This is a genomic window from Nonomuraea maheshkhaliensis (genome assembly GCF_039529435.1).
In the GTDB taxonomy this organism is placed as follows: domain Bacteria; phylum Actinomycetota; class Actinomycetes; order Streptosporangiales; family Streptosporangiaceae; genus Nonomuraea; species Nonomuraea maheshkhaliensis.
The window spans coordinates 20,414-28,386 of record NZ_BAAAMU010000137.1 but is presented as its reverse complement, the minus strand read 5'-3'; the positions used below and the strand labels follow the sequence as shown (position 1 = coordinate 28,386).

The window sequence follows — 7,973 nt, the reverse complement described above, 5'->3', positions numbered from 1 at the left end:
CACGCGCCGGCGGCCGGGGCGCCCACGTGTCCGCCGACGCGGTCCCACCTGCGGGCCCCGCCGGCTCGGTCCGGCTCGTGGATCCCGCCGGCTCGGTCCGGCTCGCCGGTGCGGCCCTGTTCGCGGGTGTCGCCGGGTCGGCGCGGCGCGTGGGTGCCGCAGGTTCGGACCGGTCGGCGGTCGCGGGGTCGTACGTGACGGTCTCCAGCAGCCGGATGCGCTCCTCCACCGGCGTCCCGTCGGTGATCCCCGCCCTCCTGACCACCGCCACCAGTTGCTTGCGCGCGTACGCCGCCACCGCCATCGCCGCGATGTCCCCGTACCTGTCGGCCTGGTCCGGCGCCCGCAGATCGACCCGCGCCCGGCGTGAGGCCCGCGACGACGGCCCCGGCCAGCCCTGGAGGAAGACGACCTCGGCCCCCTGCTGCAGATCGTCGCTCTCGTACGTGGAGAACGTCTCGGGATAGTGCCCCAGCAGCAGGTCCAGGATGTCCACCAGCCCCCACAGCTGCACGACGGCGTCACCGCCCGACGCCACCGACAGGGCGGTCCTGCCCCGGGAGCGCAGCGCCTCGGAGACGATGGGCGCGAGCGCCGCCGCCCCGGCCCGAGCCTGCCGGTCGAGCGCCGCCCCGGCCTCGGAGTACGGCTCGATCATCCGGGCCAGGTCGAGCGGCACGTCGTCGGCGGGCAGCAGCGAGGCCCAGCCGGGAGCCAGCGCGAGCGCCTGGCGTACGTTCGGCATCGGCGAGGGCAGCGAGGCCGAGCCGCCGAGGTACGCCTGCACCTGGATGGTCCGCCTGCTGTCCGACCCGCCGGTCCGGGTGCGGGCGAGCACCACCACCCGGCCGTCCACCACGAGCCGGCAGACGCTGACGCCCGGCGCGGGCCCTGGGTCGAGCCAGGGCCCGAGCTGGTGGTACCAGCCCGCGGTCTCCGGCAGGGAGGAGCGGACGGGACCGAGGCCCGTGCGCTTGTTGTCCCATTCGAACTGGATCCAGTCGATGCTCGAATAACGCCCCATCATGTCCCCACCTCGGGATAGCCGCGCAGGACGCCGGTCATGGCGAAGAGCGAGATCAGGGGCGCCAGGACGCGCCGCGGGCGCACGCCCCTGGGGAAGCGCCCGTCGGCCGCGGCGCCTCCCGTGGCCGAGACGAAGTGCAGGGTGCACTTGCGGCACTTGTCGTACGGGCTCAGCCACGCCTGCGCGCCCCGCCGGTGCAGGAAGGCGTAGACGTCCCTGCTCTCCTTCAGGACGTCGGCCGGGTCGAGCCGGTCGGGGTCGGCGTACAGCCAGGTGTCGACCGGGTCCTGGAAGCGCACGGCGTCGCTCTTGGTGACCGCGATGACGGCGGGGACGTCGAGCCGCCCGCCGGTCTTGGGCAGCCGGTCCAGCACGGCGCGGAAGGAGTCGTCGCCCAGCCTGGCCGACCTGGTGGCCGCGTCGATCACGAAGAGCAGCCCGCCGACGGCGGGCACGAACCTGGTCGCCTCGTGCGTGGCGCTGCGCAACTGCTCGCCGGCGATGTCGAAGAAGGCCACCGCCGTGGTGTGCGTGCCGTCGTTGACCAGCAGCGCGTCCACGGGTTCCGCGCTGGACCTGTGGGCGGTGCGCGACAGCGCCTCCCGCTCGACGACCAGCGGGTTGACGTAGGAGTCGACGTACTGGGCGTGCCGCTCGATGTCCACGGCGTCCGTGGTCAGCCCGTACGGCCGCAGCCCGCCCTGCTCGATGGCCCCGATCATCGAGGCCAGCAGGTGCGTCTTGCCCGTCTCAGGCCCGCCGACCAGGCCGATCACCAGCGGCCTGCCGTGCCGGACGTAGGTGTAGGGCAGGTGGTGTTCGAGGCCCGGGTCGGCGACGGGGGCCGGGCAGCGCACGTGGGCGGCCCGCAGCAGGTCCTCGCGGCGGGCCCCGGTCACGTTCTCCAGGGAGAGCGGCTGGTAGCGGCCCGCCGGGGTGCGCTCGTAGAGCTCGTCCTCGCTCCAGTCGAACTCGTGCAGGCAGATCGGGCAGAGGATCACCGGTTCACCAGCCACAGGACGAGGAGCAGGACGAGCAGTACGTCCAGCGGCAGCCAGCGTGTCAGCCAGGTGCGCCGCGGCTCCTCGCCGGCCGGCGCCGGCTGGACGCGCGTGCGGTCGTCGAAGGCCGGAGTGGCCGGAGCGGCGGTGGCGTCGGCGGGGTCGCGCCGCGCCTCGCGGGCCCGGTCGAAGGCGACTCGGCCCTCCTCCAGCGCCAGATCCCGCTCCACGGGAATGGACTGCATCGGGTCGGGCGCCCGCAGCCGGGCCAGCACCTCGCTCGCCGTCGGTGGGGCGGCGGAGAAGACGTCGTGGATGGCCTGCAGCGCCGGGGTGGCGGCGAGGTCGGGCCGGTCGGCCACGTCGCGGCCGGTGATCGTCCGGTAGAGCACCATGCCCGCGCTCCAGAGGTCGTCGGAGGTGGAGGCCACGCCCACCCCCTCGCGCTGCGCCGGGGAGGCGTAGGGGGCCTCGCCCAGCCGCAGCCGCCGGGCGCCGGCCAGGGTGGCGTGGCTGAGGTCGGTGAGCTGCACGGTGGTCCCGTCCCAGCGCACGGTGGACGGGTCGATGCGCCGGTGCACGATGCCGCAGGCCGACAGGATGCGCACGGCGCGGAAGAGGCTGACCTGCAGCCCCCGCTGCTCGGCGATGAGCAGCGCGCCGTAGTACCGGGTGACCGGCTCGCCCCTGCGGTCCGACAGGAGCACGAACGGCTCCTCCGCGTCGAGGCTGTAGCCGAGCAGCCGGGGCAGCTCGGGCGGGTAGTCCCCGCGCAGTCGGGTGAGCAGCCTGGCGCCCATGCGGGCCTCGTTCTCCAGCAGGTCGTAGAGGTATTCGCGGTCACGGCCCTCGGCGCGCGGGACCCGCCGCTGCACGAGGCGGGTGCCCTGGACGACGAGGGTGAGCCGGCGTTCGAACGGGTCGTGCCACGGCTCCGCCTCCACCTCCCAGGTCACCGGATCGCCCTCGGGGGTGTTGAAGCTCAGCGGCTCAGGTTCCATCCCCACTCCAGTTCTCCTCCACCGTCCCCGGCCGCAGCGGCACCAGCCGCAGGGTGCCGGCGTACTGGCCGGACCTGGTCCACACGACGCCGGGCGGGTTGCCCTGGCCCCTGACCGCCCTGGGCGCGAACCGCACCGCGGACGCCTGCCGCAGCAGCACCGCGAGGTCGCGGTCGCCGCACAGCTGCAACATCTGGCCGCCCGGCTGCGCCCGCAGCGCCCGCACCACCTGCTGGGACTGCCGCCACACCGCGTCCACGAGCTCCTGGCGGCCCGCGTCGCCGGTGCCGAAGTCGGGTCGCTCCTGCACGCCCCGGTGGGCCAGGTGGTAGCGGTACTGCCGGAGCGTCTCGTCGATCCGGCGGTCCAGCCCGGCCTGGACGTCGCGGTAGTCGCCGTGTTCGAGTGCGGTCCAGCCGGGCTCCAGCCAGCCCGTCACCGCGTCGAGCAGGTCACCGGTGATCACCTCGCGCAGCTGGCCGCCCCGGTCGCGCAGGCGCACGGTGACCTCCTCGTCCAGCGCCGGGCCGGCGGCGGCCTGGCCGGCCTCGGCCCGGCTCCAGTCCATCAGCGTCCCCGCCACCTGCCCGCAGGCGTCGTTCAGCGCCGCCGCCAGGGTGCGGGCGGCGTCGGAGGTGTGCGTACGGGCCTGGCCGAGCATCCACTCGCTGGCCGCCACCCGTTCCAGGCGTGAACGCAGCTCGTCCAGCGCCGTACGGGCCGGGCCGAGCGACAACTGCTCGCGCCACCACGCCCGCGAATGCCGCCAGAAGACGAACCGGTCGAGCAGCGTGGCGGGGAAGTCGGCGGGTGCGTGGAGCGCGTTGAGCAGCTCGTCGGGGCAGATCCGCCACAGGTCGGCGACGAAGGCGGCGCTGCCGATCGGCGCGCTGTGGTCGGCCAGCAGGCGCAGCCGGGACACCAGCCGGGTCAGGCTCCTGCGCTCGGCCAGCGCCGACTCCACGTCCGCGCGCATCTCGGCGACGATCTCGGTGACGCCCATGCCGGCCGGGGTGGCGAACTTGACGCCGTGCGCGGCCAGCGTCTCCTTCGCGCCCTCGTCGGAGTGGTCGACGTCGGCGAACAGCCGCGCGACCGTGTCGCGGAACTCGGCCAGCGCCTTGCCCGCCGCGATCACCTCGCCGGCGATGGCCGCCCGCGCGGGGGCGGGGCTGAAGTAGCTCAGCTCCTCCAGAGCCCTGGCCGCCCGGTCGATCTGCTCGGCCGCGCGGCGGTGCATCCGGTCGAGCGGGCCGTCGGGGACGAGCGCGTCGAGCAGGTCGGCGGGCAGGTCGACGGTGCCGCTGAGCACCGGCAGCGCGGTGGCCAGCGGCGAGCTGAAGGTGGCCGTGTCCTGCTGGGCGGGCCCGTGGAAGCGCTCAGAGACCTCGCGGAACGCCTGGGAGAGCACCTCGGGGTCGATCCGCCCGGCCACGATGCGCCATCCGGGGGAGGCGGTGCCGTACGGGATGTCGCCCAGCCCCGCGACCACCTCGTCGAACACCTCCTCCTGGCTGAGCAGGTCGATGAGGATGGCCTCGGAGCTGACCTCGGGTCCGAGCGCCGCCTCGCCGGTGTCGGCGTCCCAGAGGATGCCGCGCGGGTCGCCCACCCACAGCACCCGCCGGCGCTCGCCGTCCAGCGCCGGCGCCAGCCGCAGCTGCGGCCCCACCGCGACGACGAGCACCGCCCGGACCAGCCGCGAGCTGAACACGTCCTGGAGCACCCGCTGCCCGGCGGCCAGCCGCTCGGTGTCGGCGACCACCAGGACCCGGGCGCCGAGCCGGTCCGGCTCACCCTTGCGCAGGTCGAGCACGACGACCATGCTCACTCCTCGACGAGCGCGTCCAGGTCGCGCAGGTTGTAGGCGACGGCCTCGGCGACCCGTTCGAACGGCAGGTCCAGCGCGGACGGAAGGGTGTGCGCCCAGAAGGCGATGAGCTGGTCGGCCCGGTTGCGGGCGCCCGAGGGCAGCTTGGGCGCCATGATCTCCAGCAGGCCGAGCTGGTCCGCGGCCATGCGGGTGACCTCGTGGTAGAGCGGATGGGGCAGGCTGAGCGTGCCGGCCAGGCCGTTCGGTGTGGCGTCCATGAGCTGCGCGCTGATCAGGCTGCGGAACTCCTCGTCGCCGCTGAGCACCCACTGCTCGTACGCGCGCAACATGCTCGGCCACGACGACGCCTTGCCGTACCCGGTGAGCGGCAGGGTCATCGAGCCGCCCTCGATGTCGATCCTGATCCGCGCCGGCGAGCTCGTCTCGCCCTCGACCACGCTGACCTGCCCGTTCCACAGCAGGCAGAGCAGCCGGTGCAGGATGCGCACGCGGTGCTCCTCGGTGGTGGCCAGGTAGCCGAAGTCGTAGCCGAGCCGCTGGCGCCACTTCAGGTAGTCCTGCGGGCGCTCGTCGTGCAGCGCCTCGGCCCAGCTGTGCAGCACCTCGCGCAGCTCGCGCACCTGGGTGACGCTCATCGAGGTGCGCAGCTGCACGACCGTGACCGAGTCGGCGTCGATGTTGCGGTAGTCGGGCGTGCCCGGCAGGTCGATCCGGTCGCGCAGGAACCGCTCCAGGTCGAGGTCCTTGGCCGGCGCCGGGTAGGAGACCAGCACCTTCAGCTCGCCCGTGCCGTCGGGGGTGAAGCCGCCCGGCACCAGGTCGGCCAGCTTGAGCTGGAACTGCCGCACCTGCGGGTCGTCGCCGCCGCCCGTGGCGGCCTGGGCCAGGATGTCGGCCAGCGAGGGCAGCAGCGGCTGCTCGCCCAGCGCGGACGCCTCGTCGCGGTCCTTGAACAGCTTCTTGACCTCCAGCTTGAGCCGCTCGCGCACCCAGTTGAGCGCGTCGGCCGGCTTGCCCGTACGCCAGGCCAGGTCGTAGGCGTGCCGCCAGCCGTCGGGGCCGATCAGCGCGTTGACCACGCCGGCCTCCGTGTCGGTCGGGCGCAGCATCTGCCGGGCCACGAAGACGTCCACGAAGCGGCGTACGACCGCGTCGTAGAACGCCTCCGCCCCGTTGGGCGGCAGCAGGTGGTAGACGCCCACGCGTGTCTCGTACAGCTCGCCCGCCCGGCGGGCGAAGCGCTCGGGGTCGTTCTCGGCGTGCTCCACGAACACCTGGGTGAACTCGCGCACCTCGCGCAGGAGCTGCTTGCGCCGCGGCTCCCAGCGGGGCATCTGGTCGGCCCAGGCCCGGTGCCAGAGCGCCCTGCTACTCCACAGGTACCAGGCGTCCTGAGCGGCGAGCCAGGCCTGCACCACGGGGTCGGACCACTGCACCTTGCGCAGCAGCCGGTCGCGCATCGGCCCGGGCTGCGGGGGAGCCTCGCTCATGCCCTCGAACGGCTTGCGCGGCTGCGCCCTGCGGTGGTCGAGCAGCCCGGCGAAGCCCAGCCGGTCGGCCTCGTGCACGTCGCCTGGCAGGCCGACCACCACACGCCGCAGCCGGAACGGGTCGACGTGGCCGAGCCCCTCCATCGCGCCCCTGCGCACGTCCATCTCCTGGGCCATGAGCGGCACGCTGCGGCTGAGCGCCCGTTCGAGGGAGACGAGGTTGTCCTGCATCTCCCGCATCCGGTTGGCCAGCGACTTCTGGATGTCGGCCGCGCCCGTGGCCGGGCGGGCCTCGGGCGGCGGCAGCGGCGCGCGGGTGTGCAGCGGCTCCAGGTTGGTGGTGGTGAACATGCGGCGGATCTCGTCCACGTTGGTCTCGGCGGCGCCCGGCGGCACGGCGTCGAGCTGCGTCACCGCGCGGGCCAGCAGCCGCGAGCTGACCAGGTCGGCCAGCTCCTCCACCGGCACGGTCATGGAGGAGACGAACGCGGTCGAGACGCCCCGGTTGCCGATGCCGGAGGCGGCCGGCACGTCGCGCTCGACGGCGCGGTTGATGAAGTCGTCGGCGAAGGACGACTCTCCCCGGTCCTCCATGCCGCCGGCGCTCTCGCCCGCGGTGCTCGGCCGGGTGCCGGCCAGCGAGACGACCAGCGAGGCGATCGAGCGGTGCAGGTCGTCGCGCTGCACGCCGGGCGGCATCGTGAACAGGAACGCGGTCTGCACGGTGCCGGTCGCCAGCCGCACGTCACCCCTGGTGGGGTAGCGCACGCCCAGCTCGCCCACGATGCCCTGCTCGTCCACCTGCGTGCCCGCGTGCGGCGCGTTCTGGTCGTCCACCAGCCGGAACAGGTCCAGCAGGCTCGAACCGGCGTTGAGCCTGGCTCGGCGCCCGCCGCCCTTGCCCTCGGTGAACGCCGACGGCATCACGACCAGCGGGTGGATGCGCGCCCTGATGCCGCTGCGGGCGAAGGCGTCACCGATGAGGTGCAGGTAGTCGTAGAAGATTCCGCTGCCGGTGCCGCCCGCGACCGAGTAGGCCACGAACACGTCGCAGCGCCGCCGCAGCCGGCCGCCGAGCGCGGCCAGCTCGCCGCCGGAGTTGCTGATCGCGCCGATGGCGTCCTCGATGCCCTGGACCACCGGCCCGACGCCGTGCCGCATCCGCTCGAACAGGGCGGCCCTGGCCACCGTCGGCAACTGGCCCGCGCCCCGCATCAGCGGCGCCACCAGCGGCTCCTGCTCGCGCGGCGGCAGCCAGTCCTTCACGTGGTCGCCCAGCGTGGCGCGCAGGCTGCGGGCCACCTCCGGGTAGGAGTCGAACTTCGGCACCACGTCGTGGATCAGATGGGCGGTGCGGGCCGCCGCGGGGAACTCCTTCTCGGTCGGCACCACCCGCCGCCGGGTGCGGTTCAGCTCGTCCTCGTTGAGGTCGACGTAGACGAACTGCAGGCAGGAGGGCAGCTCGTACGGCTGGTAGTTCTGCCAGCTGAAGTTCCTGATCAGGTCCATGCCGTCAGGGCCGCACAACTCGTCGCGCAGCCAGCGTTCCAACTCCACCCCGACCCGGCAGCCGGTGCCGCCGAGTCCCACGAACATCATCGGATCGAAGATCCTCATGCG

General features: G+C 73.9%; 4 protein-coding genes and 1 pseudogene. All 5 read right to left on the bottom strand.

The genetic code is table 11. The features are described from left to right. Nucleotides 1-1,027, bottom strand: a pseudogene (locus ABFX54_RS47915) (hypothetical protein); the annotation flags it as partial. Continuing rightward, on the bottom strand, nucleotides 1,024-2,043 hold the full coding sequence (locus tag ABFX54_RS47910; protein ID WP_346113793.1) for a hypothetical protein: 1,020 nt from the start codon (nucleotides 2,041-2,043) through the stop codon (nucleotides 1,024-1,026). The gene ABFX54_RS47910 and the pseudogene ABFX54_RS47915, both read right to left, overlap by 4 nt. Then, complete coding sequence (locus ABFX54_RS47905; protein WP_346113792.1) at nucleotides 2,025-3,035, bottom strand: protein kinase family protein; 1,011 nt, start codon at nucleotides 3,033-3,035, stop codon at nucleotides 2,025-2,027. The genes ABFX54_RS47910 and ABFX54_RS47905 overlap by 19 nt, the downstream gene beginning before the upstream one ends. Further along, complete coding sequence (locus ABFX54_RS47900; RefSeq protein WP_346113790.1) at nucleotides 3,019-4,854, bottom strand: hypothetical protein; 1,836 nt, start codon at nucleotides 4,852-4,854, stop codon at nucleotides 3,019-3,021. Before ABFX54_RS47900 ends, ABFX54_RS47905 begins: the two co-directional genes overlap by 17 nt. 2 nt (nucleotides 4,855-4,856) lie before the next feature. Beyond that, a complete protein-coding gene (locus tag ABFX54_RS47895) occupies nucleotides 4,857-7,970 on the bottom strand; it encodes a tubulin-like doman-containing protein (protein WP_346113789.1) in 3,114 nt (1,037 codons plus the stop codon). Between the last annotated feature and the right edge of the window lie 3 nt (nucleotides 7,971-7,973).

Coding starts and splice junctions, on each gene's coding strand:
- ABFX54_RS47900 (WP_346113790.1), bottom strand. CDS start 4,854: ATGGTCGTCGTGCTCGACCTGCGCAAGGGTGAGCCGGACCGGCTCGGC.
- ABFX54_RS47895 (WP_346113789.1), bottom strand. CDS start 7,970: ATGAGGATCTTCGATCCGATGATGTTCGTGGGACTCGGCGGCACCGGC.